The sequence below is a fragment of the Serratia proteamaculans genome (assembly GCF_949794035.1).
Classification (GTDB): domain Bacteria; phylum Pseudomonadota; class Gammaproteobacteria; order Enterobacterales; family Enterobacteriaceae; genus Serratia; species Serratia proteamaculans.
The window spans coordinates 2,156,301-2,176,280 of the sequence record NZ_OX461105.1; the positions used below are offsets into that span (position 1 = coordinate 2,156,301).

The window sequence follows — 19,980 nt, forward strand, 5'->3', positions numbered from 1 at the left end:
GCGACTTTGGGGGATGGCGTCGAGTAATGATCACCACTCGGTAATTACGCCGTCCTGAACTGGGCGAGTGTAGGTAAAGTTCAATTGGCCGGCAGGTTTCTTACCGACGAGAGCATGATCTATGTGACCGTCATCCAGCTTGTCTTTTTTTAACTTCTCATACTCTTTTTGCGAAACTCGGATACCGAATTGACTAGTTCGCGTTTTCCTACCGGTTTCACTGTCTTTTACTGATATTGGGAAAGGTGTATGGCTTGGTGTTTGTGTTTCCACGATCAAATACCAGCTTTTACCACCTGAATTATCGTATGTGCGTTCTACTCCCGACTTCTCGCCCACCCGATCGATAATGGTCAGCGTCAGCGGTTGCATGATCAGATCATAGGTGTAGTCCAGTCCTGCCAAGGCCTCTAGCCAAAGAGGGGGAATAACCCGGTCATTGAGGTCTGCACGAGCGATGAGATTGCGCGCATAGCTAATATCGTTATCGACCTTTACTCGGTCCTGGCGGGAAAGCTTGAGATTACGCAGTTTCTGCGTTCTTTGCTCCATCGTGAAATATAAGCCATCACGCATACGTTCACGGTCATAAGCCTTGAAGGCTGTCTCGATTTTGATCTGCGTATCTGCGGCGTTTTTCGACAGCGCTAAGGTGGCTTCGGCTAATTTCCCTGTCAGGTCGGGCGCCCATTTGAGATAGGTTTGCAGCTGTGGATCTTTATCCATATTGCTGAGGATACTGTCCCATTTTTGCAGTAGTGGCCAACGGAGCATTAGCGTCCTCACTTGCGTGAGTAATGCCTGGTTTTGCTGATTCGCCACAGTAAGAATGTCCAACCTTTGTGGTGTATTTTCTGCGGAGACAAGCGGCGCGGCTTGGCGGGACTGGAAATTGGACAGAAGGTTTTCCGCCTGCGTGATTATCTGGTCGGCGGGTACTTTTGCATAGATGAACGGCTCATGTTTCATTTTGCTGAGTTGGTCAGATAACGTCTGCGCTTGCGCCGCCATTTGGTTGCTTTGGCTGGTTTGGGTCGCTATGTTCTTTTCCAGCGCGGCAAGTTGGTGTTGGCCTATGTAAAGACTCAGCTTCCAGGCAAGGGCCAGTGCAACAAAGATGATAGCAAGTCCCGTCAGCCACTGCTTACTGGTCATGTACAGGAATGCAGCAGCGCGTTGGCCCAGGCTCATTTTGTTTGTCTGATAGCGCAGGCGCTGTGAAAACCAATTTTTAACTCCCTGCTCAATCAGTTTATCGTCGATGTCGGTTCCACTGGACTGATAGTAATCACGGATGCGTTGTGTAATTTTCTGGCGTAATTTGGGCAGATCCAAATGTTCGTCCAGTGCAATTCGCTGTGCATAGAGTGAGTCAATAATGGCCATGGCACCCAGTTGGTCGCTTAATTTAATCTCACTCATGGGCCACACTCCCGATGGTTGTGTTTAGGGCATAGATATCTTTCATCAGAAACTATCCGTAGTGCGGAACCCGCCACCGCCGGTTGAAGAGGAAGAACTGAAGCCACCACCGCTGCCGGAAGAGGAGGACGACGATGAAGATGAAGAACTATATCCGACGCCTGACGAATAGCTCCGCGCGGATGAATTTCCCCACGAACCGGACGAGGCTCTGGCAGTTGCCGATGGTGGCGGGAGTCGGTGGGTAATCATATCCAACTTATGCAATACCGCTTTCAGACTGATGGCACCGGAAAGGTAGTTTTCAAACAGTTCCTCCGGTTTATCTGACCATCCCCATTGGTACTCATAAATCGGATTGTCATATCCCTGCGCCGAAAATTGATTGTTCAATTCGATGGCGGCAGTGGCACGGCGCTGGGCTAATTGAGCCTCGATCTCTTGCTGTAGCAGGTTTTCTGCGATTGATTTCTCTTCAAGCTGCAGTTCTCTCAGCTCTTCCAACAGGCGATCGTCAGTCGGCGTCTCGGTTTTCGCCACCAGAATATCCAGCTTATCCAAAGGCAATAAGGCCATTTGCGCCGAGAGCTGTGTGGTTATCTGGCTGTAAGTCTCACCTTCGCCCTGAGCGTATTCCTGCAGCTTATTTTGCTGGTTGCGGATTTCTTGTTGTGTGGAACTCAGTATTTTTTCTAGCGCGTTGAGATTCAGATACAGCGTGGGCAGCTGTAGATTCTTTTCGACGTCTTGTACATATTGTTGATATTCATTGGTCTGTTGCTTGGTTTGATTTTGCAGCTCCAGCAGACGCCGGGTAGATTCCTTTTGCAGTGACAGGAGCATCCGGTAATTGGCTGCGTTGTTGGGATAGTGGCTAATTCGTGCCAGCCAGCTATCGAGATTGCGCGACAGCGGCCAGGCTGAATATCCCGGTTGCCCATAGCTTTTTCTCTCCAGGAACATGAAAATGCGTTGCTGATGGTACTCCCCCAGCTTGGTGGTCGTTTCAGCCATTAATTCCTTATGGCTGTTTTCATGTTGGCTGACATCCTGACTGCTTTTAACCATCAACTGCCTGGCTGCTACAGCATCAATATTTTGTTCTAGTTGCCGATCCCGTACATCTTCTTGCCGATTTATTTCTTCATGCAGCTGTTGCAACTGAGCATGTCGGTTCTCGATTTCTTTCTCGCTGAGCTGTAAGGCGTGTTGAGACTGGGCAATCTCTTGCTGAAGTTTATTCAATAATTTCTGCACGTTTGCCATTTCGCCAACGCGAGGAGATTCTTTCAGCAATACTGTGGCCATCTGGTGATAGAGGCTGGCGATTTGCTGTTTCAGCACCAGTTGCAGGTGGCGAGCATCTGCCTGATTGATTTCAATTCCAGATAGGGCCGCTCTGGCCCGGTCCGATAGGGCTGCCAGTTTTCGGCCAAGTTCGTAGGCGTGCATCAATAACTCCGTGTCAGACCCCCTAATCATCCTGGTTGGAACCAATAAGGGGATCCCTTGTAAATTTAGCGGGATGTTTCTGCCTTGGTAATGACTTCGGTAAAACGACGTTTCCCATCTTCAACGACGGAGGCTAGCTCATTGGCATTGTTTGTCGCTTCGGTACGCAATTCCTCAATCATCCGGTAGCTGGACTCTTGGAATGAGACGATGGCATTAACCAAAGAGCGTACAGAATCGGCCTTGATGGTAGTGCCATAGCCGGCCCTCAGACCAACTTCAAGCTGCTTGCTACCCTGTGTCGCGATATTGCTTAGGCCATCATTGATACCCGCTTTCATCGCCTCCAGCGTTTCGGTGCTTTCGGCCAACCCCTGTAGCGACGTCATGGAGGCTGACAGGGCGGTAAAGACAATTTCGTTAGTGCTGAAGAAGGTGACACTTTGGCGGTAGACCCGCTCTTTAATGGCGTTAGTCTGTTGCAAACGAGCAAAAACGGCTTCGGCAGCGTTGTAGGCGATCATTAGATTATCCGCCAGGTCTTTGACAATCTGATAACGTTCGTCTTCTTTCTGCATGGCCCTCAATGCTTCATCACGTGTCAGCTCCAACTGGGCTCGGGTGATGTTGTCATCACTCTGCGATTGCTCAGTGGCAGTTTGTGCCGTCTGCAATAACTGGCGGCTTTGTTGTAAATTATCCTGCGCTGCGGTCAGTAAAGTTTGAGCATCGACATAGGCCTGTTTCAGACCAAATCGAAAATCCTGATAGGCTTCCAAAATGGCTTTTTCACGGCTGATTTGTTCTTCTGACGCTCTGGCCACTTCTAAATAGGTCTGTTTGATATCGTTGAATCGGTCGGGGATAGATCCGCGGCGCAGAGTCATCCAACCCGATTTCATACGTTCAATAACGTCAAGCTTGCCGTCCTCCAGCCAACCGACCATCTGAGTGGCATCTTTACGGATTGAATCAAATGCAGAGACGACTTTTGCCTGCCGATTGGCTACGTCCATGTTGCTGATGTTATCGCGCACCACGGCGTTAAAAGCGCTTTGCTGCTGTAGAGTACGGCCAATGGCGATCACGCGGTTATTGTCCAGATCGGCGACTGCATCCAGTAAGGACAGGATCGGGGAATCAGTTTCAGGTGAAAGGATAATCCCCAGTTTTTGCAACTTCTGAATGGCTTTGGTGGTGTACGAAGCCAGCGCGTTATTCATGATTAATTCCTTATCGGGACATATCCTGCCATTGAAAGTAAACGCATTATAGCGCCAGCCGGGGCATCTGTAATTACCGGTCCCGTCGTCAGATGCTTTGCCGATACTCGCTGTAGATTTCAAACAATCAGAAAACAAAAAATCCACGCCGTGGCGTGGATTTTAGAGTTTGCTGCAGAAGGCGAGGTTTAGACGTTGAACAAGAAGTTCATCACGTCGCCGTCTTTGACGATGTAGTCTTTACCTTCTGAACGCATTTTGCCGGCTTCTTTAGCGCCTTGCTCACCCTTGTAGGTGATAAAGTCGTCAAAAGCGATGGTTTGTGCGCGGATAAAGCCTTTCTCGAAGTCGGTGTGGATCTTGCCGGCGGCCTGTGGGGCGGTCGCGCCAACCGGGATGGTCCAGGCGCGCACTTCTTTAACGCCAGCAGTGAAGTAGGTCTGCAGGTTCAGCAACTCGTAACCGGCGCGGATCACGCGGTTCAGGCCCGGCTCTTCCAGACCCAGTTCAGCCATAAACTCGGCGCGGTCTTCGTCTTCCAGTTCGGCGATGTCGGATTCAACCGCAGCACACACGGCAACCACTACCGAGCCTTCGGTCGCAGCGATTTCACGCACTTTGTCCAGGTATGGGTTGTTCTCATAGCCGTCTTCGTTGACGTTGGCGATGTACATGGTTGGCTTCAGCGTCAGGAAGCTCAGGTAGCGGATCGCTGCACGGTCTTCATCAGTCAGATCCAGCGCACGCAGCATCCCGGCGTTTTCCAACTGTGGCAGGCATTTTTCCAGTGCGGCCAGTTCGGCTTTTGCGTCTTTGTCGCCGCCTTTGGCTTTCTTCTGTACGCGGTGGATTGCGCGTTCGCAGGTGTCCAGATCCGACAGGGCCAGCTCGGTATTGATGACGTCGATGTCGTCAGCCGGGTCAACCTTGTTGTTCACGTGGATGATGTTGTCGTTCTCGAAGCAGCGCACCACGTGGCCGATAGCTTCGGTTTCACGGATGTTGGTCAGGAACTGGTTGCCCAGGCCTTCGCCTTTGGACGCGCCTTTCACCAGGCCGGCGATGTCGACGAATTCCATGGTGGTTGGCAGGATGCGCTGAGGTTTAACGATCTCGGCCAACTGGTCCAGACGCGAATCGGGCATCGGCACCACACCGGTATTAGGTTCAATGGTGCAGAACGGGAAGTTGGCTGCTTCGATACCCGCTTTGGTCAACGCGTTGAACAGGGTGGATTTGCCTACGTTAGGCAAGCCGACGATACCGCATTTGAATCCCATGTTGTTATCACCTTAAATATCTTAACTATCAGCCGGTTAGGTTTAACCCACTGCATAAAGGACGAAATAATGGCGCCATTATACACGTAATGGCCGTTTTTCTCGATCTGGCTGTGTGCTGGGGGGCAAATGCGCTGGAAATGCCGGTTTTTGATTGAGATTTGGATCACATTTACACATACTGACACTTCTGATTAACCTACAGGAAACGCGCCGGATGCACTTCTTGCCCAGTCCACCCTGAGTTGCCCCCCTCCTGAGGTTCGCCGCGCCATGCGGTTCCGGTTCCCGTGCTGCGGGAATGTGTTTTATCTGTCAGAAGTGAATAATCCATGTTTAACCTGAACAATTTCAGGCTGTCGGCCGTCAAGAACGAGGTGCTGGCGGGCTTTGTGGTGGCGGTATCCATGATCCCCGAAGCGGTCGGCTTTTCGCTGGTCGCCGGACTTTCCCCCATCGTCGGGCTGCATACCGCCTTTATTATCGGCCTGGTAACCGCACTGTTTGGCGGCAAGCCGGGTATGGTGTCGGGCGCGGCCGGTTCGATCGTGGTGGTGCTGATGAGCCTGGCGGCGCAGCACGGTATGGGATACGTACTGTGGGCAACGATTTTCGCCGGGATGATCCAAATCCTGATCGGCGTTTTCCGTCTGGGCAAGTTTATTCGTCTGGTCCCGCTGCCGGCGATCCACGGCTTCGTCAACGGCCTGGCTATTGTCATTATGCTGGCGCAACTGCATATGATTGCCGGGCAGGGGCTGCTGATGTACGCACTGGTGGCGTTGGCGATCCTGGTGGTAGTGCTGTTCCCACGGCTGACCCGGGTGATCCCGGCTTCGTTAGCGGCATTGATTGTGGTTTCCGCTCTGGCGATTGGTTTTAACCTGCATACCTTGCGGGTTGGTGATTTGGCGGATATCTCCGGCGCTTTGCCGCATTTCAGCCTGCCGATGGCGCCGTTCAATCTGGAAATGCTGAAAGTGGTGTTGCCGTATGCCCTGGTGATCGCTCTGGTGGGGCTGATTGAATCGTTGCTGACCATGACGGTGCTTGATGAAATGGGCGGCAAGAAGGGTAACGGCAACCGCGAGAGTATCGCTCAGGGCGCGGGCAACACCATTTGCGGTCTGTTTGGCTGCTTTGCCGGTTGCGCGATGATTGGTCAGTCGATCATCAATTTCACTTCGGGCGGGCGCGGGCGCATTTCTGGCGTTGTCGGCGCGATACTGCTGATCCTGTTTGTGGTCAGCCTGTCGGGCTATATCGGCCTGCTGCCGGTAGCGGCACTGGCTGGGGTGATGCTGGTGGTGTGTTACAACACCTTCGAATGGAGTTCGCTGCGCCGCTTACGTCGGATGCCGAAGGCGGATGCGCTGGTGATGCTGCTGGTCACCCTGATCACTATCTTTACCGATCTGGCGATGGCGGTGATCAGCGGGGTGATTATCTCGGCGCTGGTATTTGCCTGGCAGCAGGCGCGTATTCGTGTGCGTCAGCATCGGGTGGAGGGCGAAGTTGCGGTGTACCAACTGGACGGTCCGCTGTTCTTTGGTTCCACCGCGGCCTTTGCCGAACTGTTTGAACCGAAAAACGATCCGCAAAACGTGGTGCTGGATTTTGCCGGTACCCGGGTGATGGATTCCAGTGGGGTAGAAGCGATTGATAAGCTGACGGCGCGCTATCTGGCGGCAGGGAAAACCATTCGCTTGCGTCATCTGAGCGGCGACTGCGTGCGTTTGTTAAAGCAGGCCGGCCCGTTTTGCAGCCATGAACTGGACGATCCGCAATATTACGTGGCGGAAGAAGGCTATCAGACCGATGACACTAACGTCGGTGAGGAAACCTTCAAACTGCGAACCTAAGCCTGTCAGCAGCGGGCGCGATGCCCGCTGCAAGCGCTGTCAGGACTGCGCCTTAAAGCTGTGCAGGCGGCGAACGGTTTTTTCCAAACCGTCAGTCAGCAAGACTTCTGTGCAACGCGCGGCTTCATCGATCGCTTCATCAATCATTTTTTGCTCGCTGGCCGGTGGCTTGCCGAGCACGAAACCCACCACCTTGTTTTTATCGCCCGGATGGCCAATGCCAATGCGCAAGCGATAGAAGTTCGGGTTATTGCCGAACTTGTTCTGAATATCTTTCAGCCCGTTATGCCCGCCGTTGCCGCCACCCAGTTTGATTTTTGCAACACCGGGTGGAATATCCAGCTCGTCATGCGCCACCAGAATTTCGTCCGGCTCAATACGGTAGAAGTTGGCCATGGCCAGCACGGCTTTGCCACTGAGGTTCATAAAGGTGGTGGGCACCAGCAGCCGCACGTCATGACCGGCCAAATTCAGTCGGGCGGTGTAGCCGTAGAATTTGCTCTCTTCCTTCAACTGCTGGTTATGGCGCTGGGCCAATAAATCGACGTACCAGGCGCCGGCGTTGTGTCGCGTCTGGGCATATTCAGCACCCGGATTCGCCAGGCCGACTATCAATTTAATACTGCTCACGGGGAGATTCGCTATGATCGAGATAATGGAAAGGGCATTAGTCTACCTGCCTGCGCCGCGAATGACAAAATCCTGATGTGGTGCGTGGTGTTAGTGGGGGGATATCTTCAGCCTGGCGAGTAATTCATTAGCGGAATCATTCAATTTGTTAACTAATTACTTGCTTAAAGTAAAGTTTTGTCATGCTTTCTTTACCATTTGTGATCGCCTACGCAATCACCTTGTCGAGCCAGGGGCTATACTTAACTTATCAAAGTGGGTTAACCATTTACTGAGTTATCCCGGTTGGCCAATGGCACTATGGAGGTGGCATATGAAACGTAGAAACGTGAACAAAATGGGTAACTTTTTTATGGGGCTGGGGCTGGTGGTGATGATCGTCGGCGTGGGATACAACATTCTTGCTGAAGTATCACAGTTTAATTTGCCACAGTTTTTCGCCCATGGCGCAATCATGAGTATCTTCGTGGGCGCGTTGTTATGGCTGGTCGGTGCGCGTATCGGCGGGCGTGAGCAGGTGGCGGATCGTTACTGGTGGATAAAACATTTTGATAAACGCTGCCGTAACGATAACCATCGTTCGTCACATTGATTAAAAAAACAAAAGGGAATCGGCGTTACGGCAAGGGAGAACTGCCGCGTATTTAGGTCTAAGGTTATGTTCGACTACCCGTAGAAAACCCGTTGCTGCTGATGCACCAACGGGTTTTTCTTTTTTCTGCTGGCGGGAAATCAATCGATCGATCCGGTACGGCAGGGCACCGCACCGAAAAGAAGTCTGATTAATGCTCGAACATCGCAGAAATTGACTCTTCATTGCTGATACGACGGATGGCTTCAGCCAACATGCCGGACAGCGTCAGAGTACGTACGTTTTTCAGTGCCTTGATTTCTGCAGACAACGGAATGGTGTCGCAGACAATCACTTCATCAATCACCGAGTTCCTGATGTTTTCCACAGCGTTACCGGAGAAGATCGGGTGTGTCGCGTAGGCAAATACGCGCTTGGCACCACGTTCTTTCAACGCTTCAGCGGCTTTACACAAGGTACCACCGGTGTCGATCATGTCGTCAACCAGCACGCAGTCACGGCCTGCCACATCACCAATGATGTGCATCACCTGAGAAACGTTCGCACGTGGGCGGCGTTTGTCGATGATAGCCATATCGGTATCGTTCAGCAGTTTGGCGATAGCGCGGGCGCGCACTACGCCGCCGATGTCCGGGGAAACCACGATTGGGTTCACCAGATTCTGTTGCAGCATGTCTTCGAGCAGGATCGGGCTACCGAACACGTTATCTACCGGAACATCGAAGAAGCCTTGGATCTGTTCAGCGTGCAGATCTACCGTTAAAACGCGGTCAACCCCTACACTGGAGAGGAAGTCGGCGACAACTTTGGCGGTGATTGGCACACGAGCAGAACGCACGCGGCGATCCTGGCGGGCATAGCCGAAGTAAGGGATAACAGCAGTAATACGACCTGCGGAGGCGCGACGCAGGGCATCTACCATAACAACCAGTTCCATCAGGTTGTCGTTGGTAGGGGCACAGGTGGACTGGATGATGAAAATATCACCGCCGCGTACATTTTCGTTGATTTGCACGCTCACTTCGCCGTCGCTAAAACGACCTACTGCGGCGTCACCAAGGCTGGTGTACAAACGGTTGGCAATACGTTGTGCTAGTTCCGGGGTGGCGTTACCAGCAAAAAGCTTCATATCAGGCACGAGAAGAACCTCAGGCATGCGTCCAGAGAAGATATTGTCATTCGGCCTCCGCCAAGGGGCAGTTAGCGATGCCGACGCAATATCATACGGGTGTGTAAAAAAAATTTGAAACCGCAGCGGCGCAGGGATTACAGGGCCAGGTGTGAACGACTCTGCGCAGCGAAACGAGAACTACGGTTCAATCTGCCCGGAACGAATGCGATGTAGGGGAGAGACGTTAACGCCACGCGCTACAAAACCACATATCCACTCCGGGGCTTGATTTAACACCTGACGGGCGGCGGTTTCTGTGTCGAATTCAGCAAACACACAAGCACCTGTGCCAGTCAGGCGTGACGGCGCGTATTCTAACAGCCAAGAAACAAGCTGTTCAACCTCGCGAAAACGTTTTCTTGCTATTGGTTCGCAATCATTTGCGTAAGTTGCCTGTAACAGCACATTTAACGGGCGAACCGGGGTGTCTCTTTTTAATTCTGCATCGCCAAAAATGACCGGGGTAGGGATGCTGACCCCTGGATGGGCCACCAAATACCACTTTTCCTGTGGATTTGCCGGTTGCAAACGCTCACCGATCCCTTCAGCAAAGGCCGCATGCCCAAGGACGAACACCGGCACGTCAGCACCGAGGACCAGCCCCAGTTCCGCCAGTTGTTGGTCGCTCAAGCCACAGCGCCACAGTTCATTTAGCGCCACTAACACCGTGGCGGCGTTGGAAGACCCGCCACCCAGTCCGCCCCCCATCGGCAGACGTTTATCGATGCTGATGTCGGCACCGCGTGGGGCGGTGTTTAGCCCGTGACGATCGCAATGCTGTTGCAGCAGACGGGCGGCACGGACGATCAGGTTTTGCTCATCCGGCACCCCGGCCACCGGGGTCAGCAGATGGATACTGTCATCCTGCCGCGCGTCGATGGTCAGGGTGTCGCCGTAATCCAGAAACTGGAACAGCGTTTGCAGCAGGTGGTAGCCATCTTCGCGTTGGCCGGTTATGTACAAAAACAGATTGAGTTTAGCTGGCGATGGCCACTGACGGATCATTTAAGCGTCCAATTGTCCATTTTCAGTTTGATGCGCTGGTCACCCTGTTTCAGCTCCAGGCGGCTTGGCAGCTGTGGCTTGAGGCTGTTGTTGTAGTCCTGGTAGTCGACGGTCCAGGTCTGGCTACCTTGTTGGTAGGTCAGCGAGTTAAGGCGATATTGGTCATCGAGCTTGAAGTCGTTGGCCTCACCCGGCAGGCCGAGCATCCACTGGCGCAGGTTATCCAGCGGGATTGCCATGCCGGTCAGCTTGCGGATCATTTCTTCGGCGTTATCACTGACATAGCGTTTGCCCTGATTGTCCGTCAACTGCACCACGTTTTTCTGTACGTTGAGGTCAAGCTCGGTGCTGCCAAGCGGGTTGGTCAGCAGCAGGCGGTAACGATCCGGCGAATATTGTTGCCAGAAGAAGCGTGCGTAGACTTTTTTCTGGTCTGACAGGTAGGCGAAAGAGCCCCGGGTTTGATATTGGTCAAGCTGTTGCACCGCTTGCTCGTGGGCACGCCACTGTGGCGACGTCGGGCTGGTGGCCGGGCCGCTGGGTTTGGTGGTGGTACAGGCGGCCAGTACCAGACTGGCCAATGGGATCAGGCGTAGCAAACTAACTTTGCGGATTGGCATAACTTTCTCTTGTCCTTTTGTCCTTGCGGGCACGCACAGCGAGACCTGGGTATCTGCATTTACGCTAGCGGGGCAGCGCCGGTACGTCAATTTTTTGCTGCATCGCGTTGAATATTCCCGGCTTTGTTACCGTTATTGGGCGCGGGGTTATGCGTTATCTTTGCTGATAAGATTAACACAATCGCTCCGCCGTGCTGCTCTGGGCGCAAGAATATCTCTGGGGTGGGGCGTTACTGCCGTTAGTGTTTGGTTGATGTAGGGGGCGGTATACTGCAAGGGTCTATCCCGGGGGAGAACAGAAGGTTATGAAACTTGCCGTCCGAATCATTATTTCGCTGTTGTGCCTTGCGGGCTCGGCATTTTTCTATCTGCAGGCCAAACATGTTTTTTGCCAACAGGTCTCTTTCCTGCTGGATCCTACCTATCGCTGCGGCACTTTGGGCTGGTAAGCGCCGTATATTTGATCGCCATCGCTCTGCTCAGGTCACTCCGTTTTACTGAATACTGTGCGGAATATCGCATACTGCACTAAAATTCAGTATGTTATGTCGTCAAATTATTACTTATCTTGTTGTATTTATAACTAATCACTCATTGATGCTGTCTATTTCAGCGATTGGACGGAAGATGCGGTTGTGCCTTTTATTGATCCCGCGCATCAAGTAGAATGCCGTTCAACGAGAACCCGTACCAAAAGAAGTATTACTCGAAGCAATGACCCTGCTGGCGTTAGGTATTAATCACAAAACCGCTCCGGTTTCTCTGCGTGAAAGGGTGACCTTCTCCCCAGAGTCTATCGAACAGGCGCTTACCAGCTTGCTCCAACAACCGTTGGTGCAGGGCGGTGTCGTGTTGTCTACCTGCAACCGCACCGAACTGTATCTTAGCGTGGAGCAACAGGAACATATTCACGAACAGCTGGTCACCTGGCTGTGTGAGTACCACCGCCTGCGCCCGGAAGAAGTGAGTAAAAGCCTGTACTGGCATCACGGTGATGAAGCCGTCAGCCACCTGATGCGCGTGGCCAGCGGGTTGGACTCGCTGGTGTTGGGCGAACCGCAAATCCTCGGGCAGGTGAAGAAAGCCTTTACCGAATCCCAACGCGGGCAGTCACTGTCGGGTGAGCTCGAACGTCTGTTCCAAAAATCCTTCTCCGTCGCCAAACGCGTACGTACCGAAACCGAAATCGGTGCCAGTGCGGTATCCGTGGCCTTTGCCGCCTGTACCCTGGCGCGCCAAATCTTTGAATCCCTTGCCGAACTGAACGTATTGTTGGTGGGCGCCGGTGAAACCATTGAGCTGGTGGCGCGTCATCTGCGCGAACACAAAGTGCGGCATATGATTATTGCCAACCGCACCCGCGAACGCGCTCAGCTGCTGGCGGACGAAGTCGGCGCAGAAGTGATTACCTTGCCGGAAATCGACGAACGCCTGGCGGACGCCGACATTATCATCAGTTCTACCGCCAGCCCGCTGCCGATCATCGGTAAAGGGATGGTGGAGCGAGCGCTGAAAGCGCGCCGCAACCAGCCAATGCTGTTGGTGGATATTGCCGTACCGCGCGATATCGAACCGGAAGTGGGCAAGCTGGCCAACGCCTATTTGTACAGCGTGGACGATCTGCACGCCATCATTCAAAGCAACCTGGCGCAGCGCAAGGCCGCGGCGGTGCAGGCTGAGTCGATTGTTCAGCAGGAAAGCATCAACTTTATGGCCTGGCTGCGCTCACAGGGCGCAGTAGAAACCATCCGCGACTACCGCTCGCAGGCCGATCAGATCCGTGCGGAAATGGAAGCCAAAGCCTTGGCCGCCATTGCGCAGGGCGCGGACGTGGAGCAGGTTATCCACGAGCTGGCCCACCGGCTGACCAACCGTCTTATTCATGCCCCTACCAAATCCCTCCAACAGGCCGCCGGCGATGGCGACGTGGAGCGGTTGCAAATATTACGCGACAGCCTCGGGCTGGATCAGCATTAGTTTTCTCTTTATTAACAGGGTTTAATACCACGCATGAAGCCTTCTATTGTTGCTAAACTGGAAGCGTTACAAGAGCGCCATGAAGAAGTGCAGGCGTTGCTCGGCGATGCCGGCGTTATTGCCGAGCAGGATCGGTTCCGCGCATTGTCGCGCGAATATGCACAGTTGACCGATGTCAGCCGCTGTTTCCTTGAATGGCGTAAGGTGCAAGACGATCTGGCCACGGCAGAAATGATGCTGGATGACCCGGAAATGCGCGAAATGGCGCAGGAAGAGCTGAAAGACGCCAAGGCGGCGACGGAAGAACTGGAGCAGCAATTACAAGTGCTGCTGTTGCCGAAAGATCCGGATGATGAGCGCGATTGCTTCCTGGAAGTGCGTGCCGGTACCGGCGGCGACGAAGCGGCGATCTTCGCCGGCGATTTGTTCCGTATGTACAGCCGTTATTCAGAAACGCGTCGCTGGCGCGTCGAGATCATGAGCGCCAACGAAGGCGAGCACGGCGGCTATAAAGAAGTGATTGCCAAGGTTTCTGGCGATGGCGTTTTCGGCCAATTGAAATTTGAATCTGGTGGCCACCGCGTACAACGCGTGCCGGAAACCGAGTCGCAGGGGCGTATTCATACCTCCGCCTGTACCGTGGCAGTGATGCCGGCGGTGCCGGAAGCCGAACTGCCGGAGATCAATGCCGGCGATCTGAAAATCGACACCTTCCGTTCCTCCGGTGCCGGTGGCCAGCACGTTAACACCACCGACTCGGCAATCCGTATTACCCACTTGCCGACCGGCATCGTGGTGGAGTGTCAGGACGAACGTTCACAGCACAAAAACAAAGCCAAGGCGATGTCGGTGTTGGGCGCGCGTATCCGTGCTGCCGAAATGGCCAAGCGCCAGCAGGCAGAAGCCTCAACCCGTCGCAACCTGTTGGGTACTGGCGACCGTTCCGATCGCAACCGTACCTATAACTTCCCGCAGGGGCGAGTGACTGATCACCGCATCAACCTGACGCTGTACCGTCTGGACGAGGTGATGGAAGGCAAGCTGGACATGCTGATCCAACCGATTGTGCAGGAATACCAGGCCGACCAGCTCGCCGCGCTGTCCGCTGAGCCAGAGTAATGGACTATCAATGCTGGCTGAAGGCGGCGGTTGCCCGGTTGAGGCAGAGCGAAAGCGCCCGACGTGATGCAGAAATCCTGCTGGGTTTTGTGACCGGCCGGGCCAGAACCTTCCTGATGGCGTTCGGCGAAACGTTGCTGACGCCGCAACAACAGGAACAGTTGGAAAAGCTGCTGGTGCGACGTGAACGTGGCGAACCTGTGGCTTACCTAATTGGCGAACGTGAGTTTTGGTCGCTACCGTTGTCGGTATCACCGGCGACCCTGATCCCGCGTCCGGACACCGAATGCCTGGTGGAACTGGCGCTGGAACGCTTGCCGTCATCCTCTTGCCACATCCTCGATCTCGGCACCGGCACCGGTGCCATTGCGCTGGCACTGGCCAGTGAACGCCCGGACTGCAAGGTCACCGGTGTTGATTTACAGCCTGAAGCGGTAGCACTGGCGCAGCATAATGCGCAGAAGCTGAAGATCGGCAACGCACAATTCCTTCAGGGCAGTTGGTTTGCGCCGCTGGCCGGCCAGACTTTCGCCCTGATCGCCAGTAATCCTCCCTATATCGACGCCGCCGATCCGCATCTGGCGCAGGGCGACGTACGTTTTGAGCCCAGCAGCGCACTGGTCGCGCAGCAGCATGGCTTGGCGGATTTGTCCGCTATCGTGCAGCAGGCACCGCACTATCTGGAGTCTCAGGGCTGGCTGCTGCTGGAACATGGCTGGCAGCAGGGTGAGAGCGTGCGCGCACTGCTGCAGGCCGCCGGTTTTATTTCGATCGCTACCCGCCGTGATTACGGAGATAACGATCGCGTGACGTTTGGCCAATGGCCGCAGCAGTAACTGAAAACCAACAATAACAAAGCACACAGCGAATAAATAAAAGGAAGCAATATGGCAGTCTACTCGGCGTTAAAACATCTGCATTTATTGACGGTCGCCATCAGTATTGTCTTGTTTGTGCTGCGCTTTTTCTGGAAATGGCGTAATTCCGCCATGATGAACAAGCGCTGGGTGAAGATAACGCCGCACATAAATGATACGGTGTTGTTCGCCAGTGGTATTGCGTTGGTGGTGATGTTCAAGTTTTATCCGCTGCTGGGTATGGACTCGTGGCTGACCGAGAAGCTGTTTGGCGTTATTATCTATATCCTGCTTGGCTACGTCGCATTGGGCAAGAAGACCAAAAACCAGAACCTGCGCACCCTGGCGTTTGTGCTGGCGTTGGGCTGTCTGTACCTGATAATTAAACTTGCCACGACGAAAATACCGTTTCTGATGGGATACTTATGAGTAGCATTGCTGATTTTGAATTTAACACCGCGCTGCTGAGCGCGGGCGTGATCCTGGTTTCGCAGTCCGTGCGGCGTGATTTCCCCACCGCCGAGGTCGAACGTAAGCTGCAACAGCTGGTTGACGACGCGCGTGCGGCGATGCCGAAGGATCTCAGCCAGGAACAGCAACTGGACGCACTCATTGAGTTGTTCTTCAAAACCTGGGGTTTTGGCGGCGCCGGTGGCGTGTATCGCCTGTCCGACGCGATTTGGCTCGACAAGGTGCTGGAAGGGCGCCAGGGCACGCCGGTCTCGCTCGGTACCATTTTCCTGCACATCGCCGCGCATCTGGATTTACCGCTGCTGCCGGTGATTTTCCCCACCCAACTGATCCTGCGGGCAGACTGGCTGGATGAAGAGATGTGGCTGATCAACCCGTTGAACGGTGAAACGCTGAACGAGCATCAGTTGGAAGTGTGGATCAAGGGCAACCTGGGTCTGGGCGCCGAGTTGGAAGACGACGATCTCGATGAGTCAGAAAACGTCATGGTGGTGCGTAAGATGCTGGATACGCTGAAAGCTGCCCTGATGGAAGAAAAACAGATGGAAATGGCATTGCGCGCCAGCGAAACGGTGCTGTGCTTCGATCCGGATGACCCGTACGAAATCCGCGACCGTGGGCTGATTTACGCCCAGTTGGAATGCAACCATATTGCCATTTCCGATCTCAATTATTTTGTCGAACAGTGTCCTGAAGATCCGGTCAGCGAAGTGATCAAAGTACAGATCCACTCGATTGAACCGAAACAGGTCACGCTGCATTAATTCATTTGATTTAACATCAACAAAGGCGAAAGCATGAAACAGAAAGTGGTTAGCATTGGTGACATCAACGTAGCGAACGATCTGCCGTTTGTGCTGTTTGGCGGTATGAACGTGCTGGAATCGCGCGATCTGGCGATGCGCATTTGCGAACACTACGTCACCGTGACGCAAAAACTGGGCATCCCTTACGTTTTTAAAGCCTCTTTTGATAAAGCCAACCGTTCTTCTATCCACTCGTACCGCGGGCCGGGCCTGGAAGAGGGGATGAGGATCTTCGAAGAAATTAAAAAAACCTTCGGCGTGAAAACCATCACCGACGTGCATGAAGCCTCACAGGCGCAGCCGGTGTCCGAAGTGGTTGACGTGATCCAGCTGCCAGCGTTCCTGGCTCGCCAGACCGATCTGGTGGAAGCGATGGCGAAAACCGGTGCGGTAATTAACGTCAAGAAACCCCAATTCGTCAGCCCTGGCCAAATGGGCAATATCGTCGACAAGTTCAAGGAAGGCGGAAACGACAAGGTGATCCTGTGCGATCGCGGCAGCAACTTTGGTTACGATAACCTGGTCGTCGACATGCTCGGTATCAACGTGATGAAGAATGCTACTGGTGGCCATCCGGTGATCTTCGATGTGACCCATGCCCTGCAGACCCGTGATCCGTTTGGTGCTGCATCCGGCGGTCGTCGTGCGCAGGTTGCCGAACTGGCGCGTGCCGGTATGGCGGTAGGTCTGGCGGGGCTGTTTATCGAAGCACACCCAGAGCCGAACAGCGCCAAGTGTGATGGCCCGTCCGCATTGCCGCTGGACAAGCTGGAGCCGTTCCTGGTGCAGATGAAAGCCATTGACGATCTGGTGAAGAGCTTCCCAGAGCTGGATACCAGCAACTAAGTGCGATAAGTAAACTCTCAGACGGTTGATAAGGCCTGTTATTAGGGAGAGCGTGCCGATGGGGTCGTAGCAACTTTAGTTGCCGGAGCGCCCCACGGTGCGCTAGGCCCGAGTATCTCGGGCTTAAAGACGATTTGATGAATATATTAAAGCCCGACTTGTCGGGCTTTTGGTTTTTCAGGTGTTTAGCGCTGTCAGTGCCTCGGGGAGCGTTGCGTAAAAATGCAGTTTCCCCTCAATCGGTTGTACCCGTGCCCGCGCCAGCGTTTTCAACGGCTGGAACGGCATATCGGTGATCACCAGTTGCTTGCCTGGGGGCAGGGCTTCGATAAAGCGCTGCAGGGCATCCAGCCCCCCGGCGTCCAGCACCGGTACTGCATCCCACTGCAAAACAATCACGTCATAGCTTTCACTGCGCACCAGTAGCTCATTAAAAATGCGCTCGGCGGCGGCGAAGAATAACGGACCATTCACCCGCAGTACCAGACGGCCGTTTTCGGCGCTCAGCTCACTCAGGCGCGTCATGCGTGCAATGCGGCGCATAAACAGCAACGAAGCCAGCACGATGCCCACGGTAATGGCGATCACCATGTCGAACAGCACCGTCAGCGACAGGCACAGCAGCATCACCAGAATGTCGTCTTTCGGTGCCCGCCGCAGCAGGTAAACCACCTTGTGGGCTTCACTCATATTCCAGGCGACCATCAGCAGCAGCGACGCCATTGCCGCCAGCGGCAGCCAGGACAACCACGGCGCCAGCACCAGCAGCGCCAACAGCACCAGCAACGCATGGATAATGGCGGATACCGGCGAAGTAGCCCCGGCGCGCACGTTAGCCGCAGAACGCGCAATGGCGGCGGTGGCGGTAATGCCACCAAAGAACGGAGCGATGATATTGCCCGCGCCCTGGCCGATAAGCTCGGTATTGGAGTTGTGCTTCTTGCCGGTCATGCCATCCAGCACCACGGCACACAGCAGGGATTCAATCGCACCCAGCATGGCCATGGAGAACGCCGCCGGCAGCAGGGCGGAAATCGTCTGCCAACTCAGAACCATCGGCTTGCCGTCACCGGCCGGCAGGTCCCACGGCAGCATCAACTGCGGCAGAATGGGCGGGATGCCATGGCCCTGAGTGCCGTCGGCCAGCAGGTAACTGAAGCGAGAGCCGATGGTGGCCACCGGGTGGTCAAACATCGCCAGAATGCCCATCACCGCGGTGCCTGCCAGCAATGCGGGTAAATGACCCGGCACCCGCAGGCCAAGCTTCGGCCAGAATATCAGGATCAACAGGGTCACCGCGCCGATCAGCGTATCGCCGATGTCCAACGTAGGCAGCGCCTGCAGCAGGGCGTAGACCTTACCTACATAGTGTTCCGGCACTTCCGCCATTTGCAGACCGAAGAAATCCTTCACCTGCATGGTGGCGATGGTAATGGCAATACCGGAGGTGAAGCCCAGCGTCACCGACAGGGGAATATATTCAATCAACCGGCCGAAGCGAGCCAACCCCATGAGCACCAAAAACAGCCCGGAAAGCAGAGTCGCAATCAGCAGGCCAGACAGGCCAAACTGCTGCGAAACCGGATAGAGGATCACCACAAAGGCGGCGGTGGGTCCGGAAACGCTGTAGCGTGAGCCGCCGCTAATGGCGATGACAATCCCGGCGACTGCCGACGTGTACAAGCCATATTGAGGCGGGACGCCGCTGGCAATCGCCAGTGCCATTGCCAGGGGGATAGCGATAATACCGACGGTGACGCCGGCGATGGCGTCTTTTAGCAGGCGTTGCAGGGAATAAGGATCTCGCCAACAGGCGTCAATCAATGCGCTGAACGGCCGAATGCCGTTAATTTCATGCGTTTTCATCTAAGGTGTAAACCAAGTCTATAAAAGAGAACGGAATGGCGGGCCGGAGGCGGTCCGTCTCGAATAGCTGATAGACACCATACGCCTGTTGCGACGGTGATTCCTAGATATACATCAATGCGCTGCGGAAAATCAGAATCAGGCTCTTTCAAAAAGGCAGTAAATTCCAGGGGGTAGGCTGGCCGCGGCTCTGGCGGCCAGCCCGGATAGAATAGAGGGGCTTTTGCTGCTTAATGTACCGCTGGCAGGGATAAGCCGAGAAAACGGGCGAGGGTGCCAACCAGCAGATTATGGTCTTCCAGCTGTGGCGAGCCGGAAATACTGATGGTGCCGATGCAGCCAAGCCCGGTCAAATTAACCGGGAAGGCACCGCCGTGCGCTGAGTAGTCGCGTATGCTCAGGCCATAGCGTTCTTCCAGCGTCGATTGCCGCTGTTGCAGACGCAGGCCGATAGCATAAGAACTCTTGTGGAAGTGATTCACCACGTTGCGTTTACGTCGCACCCAGTCGGCAATATCGGGCGTGGTACCGGGCATGGCGTAATAAAACAGCGTTTGCCCCGCAAGCTGGATCTCAATGGCGATTGACAGGTGGCGCTGCTCTGCGGCGGATTTCAAGGCCACGCCCAGTTCCCAGGCGGTGTTATGGTCAAAATGACTGAAGGTCAACGCCGTTTCCTGTTTGGACAGCGCGTGCAAATCATCATCGATATTCATGCTTGTTCCTCCTCTCTAGGTGGCTAACAGACTATCCTGAACCGCTGAAGTGGGATAGATACCTT

Annotated in this window: 19 protein-coding genes; 9 read left to right on the forward strand and 10 right to left on the reverse strand. The window is 54.3% G+C overall.

Translation table 11 applies throughout. The annotated features are described in order from the left end of the window. Window positions 1–30: 30 nt before the first annotated feature. The 4 genes from QOT07_RS10160 to ychF form a co-directional block, all read right to left on the reverse strand. Complete coding sequence (locus tag QOT07_RS10160; protein WP_283603037.1) at window positions 31–1,422, reverse strand: DUF6384 family protein; 1,392 nt, start codon at window positions 1,420–1,422, stop codon at window positions 31–33. Between the two features lie 45 nt (window positions 1,423–1,467). Then, window positions 1,468–2,874, reverse strand: coding sequence for a hypothetical protein (locus QOT07_RS10165; protein ID WP_283603038.1), 1,407 nt, complete (start codon window positions 2,872–2,874; stop codon window positions 1,468–1,470). 65 nt (window positions 2,875–2,939) lie between these two features. Continuing rightward, window positions 2,940–4,097, reverse strand: a complete 1,158-nt coding sequence (locus QOT07_RS10170) for a merozoite surface protein 3b (protein WP_283603039.1) — start codon at window positions 4,095–4,097, stop codon at window positions 2,940–2,942. A 188-nt stretch (window positions 4,098–4,285) separates the two neighbouring features. Further along, window positions 4,286–5,377, reverse strand: coding sequence for a redox-regulated ATPase YchF (gene ychF, locus QOT07_RS10175; RefSeq protein WP_085116305.1), 1,092 nt, complete (start codon window positions 5,375–5,377; stop codon window positions 4,286–4,288). Window positions 5,378–5,709: 332 nt separating this feature from the next. On the opposite strand from ychF, the gene QOT07_RS10180 reads away from it, so the two are divergent. Then, window positions 5,710–7,239: a SulP family inorganic anion transporter gene (locus QOT07_RS10180; RefSeq protein WP_283603041.1), complete on the forward strand. Its 1,530-nt coding sequence runs from the start codon at window positions 5,710–5,712 to the stop codon at window positions 7,237–7,239. Between the two features lie 39 nt (window positions 7,240–7,278). Here QOT07_RS10180 and pth read toward each other — a convergent pair whose 3' ends face one another. Beyond that, window positions 7,279–7,869 (reverse strand): aminoacyl-tRNA hydrolase, encoded by a 591-nt coding sequence (gene pth / locus QOT07_RS10185; RefSeq protein ID WP_261415872.1) that lies wholly within the window; start codon window positions 7,867–7,869, stop codon window positions 7,279–7,281. A 313-nt stretch (window positions 7,870–8,182) separates the two neighbouring features. Between pth and ychH the strand changes: the two genes are divergently transcribed. Further along, a complete protein-coding gene (gene ychH, locus QOT07_RS10190; RefSeq protein WP_085116308.1) occupies window positions 8,183–8,461 on the forward strand; it encodes a stress-induced protein YchH in 279 nt (92 codons plus the stop codon). A gap of 190 nt (window positions 8,462–8,651) precedes the next feature. Here the strand turns inward: ychH and prs are convergent, their stop codons facing one another. From prs to lolB, 3 genes are all read right to left on the reverse strand, one after another. Next, a complete protein-coding gene (gene prs / locus QOT07_RS10195; RefSeq protein ID WP_004943207.1) occupies window positions 8,652–9,599 on the reverse strand; it encodes a ribose-phosphate diphosphokinase in 948 nt (315 codons plus the stop codon). 171 nt (window positions 9,600–9,770) lie between these two features. Beyond that, window positions 9,771–10,637 carry a 4-(cytidine 5'-diphospho)-2-C-methyl-D-erythritol kinase gene (ispE, locus tag QOT07_RS10200; protein ID WP_207977805.1) on the reverse strand — a complete coding sequence of 289 codons (867 nt, stop codon included), beginning with the start codon at window positions 10,635–10,637 and terminating at the stop codon, window positions 9,771–9,773. Next, window positions 10,634–11,257 (reverse strand): lipoprotein insertase outer membrane protein LolB, encoded by a 624-nt coding sequence (lolB, locus tag QOT07_RS10205; RefSeq protein ID WP_085116310.1) that lies wholly within the window; start codon window positions 11,255–11,257, stop codon window positions 10,634–10,636. The genes ispE and lolB overlap by 4 nt, the downstream gene beginning before the upstream one ends. Window positions 11,258–11,562: 305 nt before the next feature. On the opposite strand from lolB, the gene QOT07_RS10210 reads away from it, so the two are divergent. From QOT07_RS10210 to kdsA, 7 genes are all read left to right on the forward strand, one after another. Continuing rightward, entirely contained in the window at window positions 11,563–11,706 is a 144-nt protein-coding gene (locus QOT07_RS10210; protein ID WP_157765420.1) for a hypothetical protein, read from the forward strand. 265 nt (window positions 11,707–11,971) lie between these two features. Continuing rightward, window positions 11,972–13,234 (forward strand): glutamyl-tRNA reductase, encoded by a 1,263-nt coding sequence (gene hemA / locus QOT07_RS10215; protein WP_283603042.1) that lies wholly within the window; start codon window positions 11,972–11,974, stop codon window positions 13,232–13,234. Window positions 13,235–13,267: 33 nt separating this feature from the next. Then, the gene (gene prfA / locus QOT07_RS10220; RefSeq protein WP_283603043.1) at window positions 13,268–14,353 is read left to right on the forward strand and encodes a peptide chain release factor 1; all 1,086 of its coding nucleotides are present in this window, start codon (window positions 13,268–13,270) and stop codon (window positions 14,351–14,353) included. After that, window positions 14,353–15,189, forward strand: coding sequence for a peptide chain release factor N(5)-glutamine methyltransferase (prmC, locus tag QOT07_RS10225; protein WP_283603044.1), 837 nt, complete (start codon window positions 14,353–14,355; stop codon window positions 15,187–15,189). Before prfA ends, prmC begins: the two co-directional genes overlap by 1 nt. Before the next feature lie 51 nt (window positions 15,190–15,240). Further along, window positions 15,241–15,639 (forward strand): SirB2 family protein, encoded by a 399-nt coding sequence (locus tag QOT07_RS10230; RefSeq protein WP_283603045.1) that lies wholly within the window; start codon window positions 15,241–15,243, stop codon window positions 15,637–15,639. Continuing rightward, window positions 15,636–16,445, forward strand: a complete 810-nt coding sequence (gene sirB1 / locus QOT07_RS10235) for an invasion regulator SirB1 (protein ID WP_085116314.1) — start codon at window positions 15,636–15,638, stop codon at window positions 16,443–16,445. The genes QOT07_RS10230 and sirB1 overlap by 4 nt, the downstream gene beginning before the upstream one ends. Before the next feature lie 33 nt (window positions 16,446–16,478). Next, window positions 16,479–17,333 carry a 3-deoxy-8-phosphooctulonate synthase gene (gene kdsA, locus QOT07_RS10240; RefSeq protein WP_207977810.1) on the forward strand — a complete coding sequence of 285 codons (855 nt, stop codon included), beginning with the start codon at window positions 16,479–16,481 and terminating at the stop codon, window positions 17,331–17,333. A 177-nt stretch (window positions 17,334–17,510) separates the two neighbouring features. Here kdsA and dauA read toward each other — a convergent pair whose 3' ends face one another. Beyond that, window positions 17,511–19,199 carry a C4-dicarboxylic acid transporter DauA gene (gene dauA / locus QOT07_RS10245; RefSeq protein WP_283603047.1) on the reverse strand — a complete coding sequence of 563 codons (1,689 nt, stop codon included), beginning with the start codon at window positions 19,197–19,199 and terminating at the stop codon, window positions 17,511–17,513. A gap of 230 nt (window positions 19,200–19,429) precedes the next feature. Next, a complete protein-coding gene (locus QOT07_RS10250) occupies window positions 19,430–19,915 on the reverse strand; it encodes a heme-degrading domain-containing protein (protein WP_099062349.1) in 486 nt (161 codons plus the stop codon). Window positions 19,916–19,980: the final 65 nt, after the last annotated feature.